The organism is Mucilaginibacter sp. P4_G9 (genome assembly GCF_056400985.1).
Genome location: NZ_JBFUKF010000629.1, coordinates 1 through 2,032 on the forward strand (window position 1 = coordinate 1; position 2,032 = coordinate 2,032).

Below are 2,032 nucleotides of genomic sequence, written 5' to 3' on the forward strand. Positions count from 1 at the left end.
GCCTTCGCCCTCAACACCCAGCAGGTTTTCTTTGGGCACACGGCAATTATCAAAGATCAGTTCGGTGGTTTCTGAGGCGCGCATGCCCAGCTTGTTTTCTTTTTTGCCATGGGTAAAACCGGGCGTACCCTTTTCAATAACCAGTGCTGATATTCCATGCGAATCGCCCTTTTTACCGGTGCGCACCATCACCACAGCCACATTGCCCGATTTGCCGTGTGTGATCCAGTTTTTTGAACCGTTAACTATATAGTGGTCGCCATCCAGCACGGCGGTAGTATTCATCCCTAATGCGTCAGACCCGGTGTTGGCTTCCGTAAGTCCCCATGCGCCCAGCCACTCGCAGGTAGCCAGTTTGGGCAGCCATTTCATTTTTTGCTCTTCGTTGCCAAAAGCAAGGATATGGCCGGTGCACAGTGAGTTATGCGCCGCCACAGATAAACCTATGGAGCCGCAAACCCTGGCTATTTCAACAATAACGGTTACATATTCAAAATAGCCAAAGCCCGAGCCGCCATATTGTTCGGGCACAAATACGCCCATCATACCCAGCTCACCCAATTTCTTAAAAAGGTCAATAGGAAAAACCTGCGCCTCGTCCCATTCCATTACATGAGGTTTAATATTCCGTTCGGCAAAATCCCTGGCCATCTGGCCTACCAGGTGCTGGTTTTCGTTCATAGAAAAGTCGAATCCGCCTATTGTCGGACCGTCTGTAAGTAAAGTTTCCATACTAATTTATATAACTGGTTATACAAATTTAACGATTTAATTATCAGCTTGTTTGTACAAAAACGTACCCGAATAGAAGTACAAAATGGTATCTGGTATGAATTTTAGGTTTAGTTGAAACAGGCTTGTTTTTGAGTTGAAAAAAGAGTTGAAAATATTTTCAATTAATATGAAGCTAAGTAAAAAACACCGTGTAAACTGCCAAAAAACGACAATCGACAGTAATAGTTACTATACTTTTCTTTTTTTAAGATACCTCTGTAAAAGCTAACACCCGGCTATTTTACTTAATAGGTTGCCAGCGCAACCAGCGTATCACTGAGAGGTGCTATCCGCTCCCGGCCCTTTAAAAAACCAAGCTCAACCACAAAAGAAAAACCGGCTACTATCCCTCCCATTTCTTCAATGAGTTCACAGGCGGCTGTTACTGTCCCCCCTGTAGCCAGCAGGTCATCATGGATCAGGATATGCTGACCGGGTTCAAAAGCATCTGTATGGCATTCAATTACTGCGGTACCATACTCCAGCTTATACGCCCGCTGCTTAATAGTAAATGGCAGCTTACCGGCCTTACGGATAGGCACAAACGGGATGCCCAGTTTGGTGGCCAAAGTCAGTCCAAACAAAAATCCCCGGCTTTCTATGCCTGCTATCACATCTATGCGGGTGCCCCTCAGTTGCTCCACAAAGGCGTTGATAATATTATCGCACAAGATGGGGTCTTTCAAAATGGGGGTTATATCTTTAAAAATTATCCCCGGCTTAGGGAAGTCTGGAATATCGCGTATGGCTTTCTTTATTTGCTCGGTAATCATTTAAAAACTAAATAAGGTCCAATTTTACGCAAAATTCCGTCATCAAGTATGGCAATATTTTTCAAATCAGCTACCGACTCATAATCGCCGTGTTGATTGTGGTATTCCAATATGGCATTCATTTGCTTAAAACTAAGGTAAGGGAAGCGTCTTAACTGGTCAAAAGTGGCCGTATTAATGTTTAGTTTGATGATGTGCCTGCCATCTACAGTAATGCCATCCTTAATTTCGGCATACTTGGATTCGTCAATACCAAATACCTCTTTCAACTGTTCCTTATTGTAAAAGCCCCCCAAACGCTCCCGGTACCTGGTAATCCGTCTCGCAAACGATGGCCCTATCCCTCGGATCATGGTAAGCCTGGCCGAGTCGGCGCTGTTTACTTCGATAACTTCGCCGGGCGCAGCCTTTTGGGTATAATGATAATTTGCAGGTAAACCATTGGCATTAACACCGGCTGTTATGGTTTTTAAAGATTTTACAGA

General features: G+C 44.4%; 3 protein-coding genes. All 3 read right to left on the reverse strand.

What is annotated here, in order from left to right; genetic code table 11:
* The coding region (locus AC1DPZ_RS26105; RefSeq protein WP_477409004.1) for an acyl-CoA dehydrogenase family protein at window positions 1–732 on the reverse strand (732 nt) is incomplete at its 3' end.
* A 287-nt stretch (window positions 733–1,019) separates the two neighbouring features.
* On the reverse strand, window positions 1,020–1,547 hold the full coding sequence (locus AC1DPZ_RS26110) for an adenine phosphoribosyltransferase (protein ID WP_477409006.1): 528 nt from the start codon (window positions 1,545–1,547) through the stop codon (window positions 1,020–1,022).
* Window positions 1,544–2,032 (reverse strand): ComEA family DNA-binding protein (locus AC1DPZ_RS26115; protein ID WP_477409008.1); only part of this gene is annotated, 489 nt, incomplete at its 5' end. The genes AC1DPZ_RS26115 and AC1DPZ_RS26110, both read right to left, overlap by 4 nt.

Bases quoted from the DNA above. Each gene is read 5' to 3' on its own strand.
- AC1DPZ_RS26110 (WP_477409006.1), bottom strand. From the start codon at position 1,547: ATGATTACCGAGCAAATAAAGAAAGCCATACGCGATATTCCAGACTTC.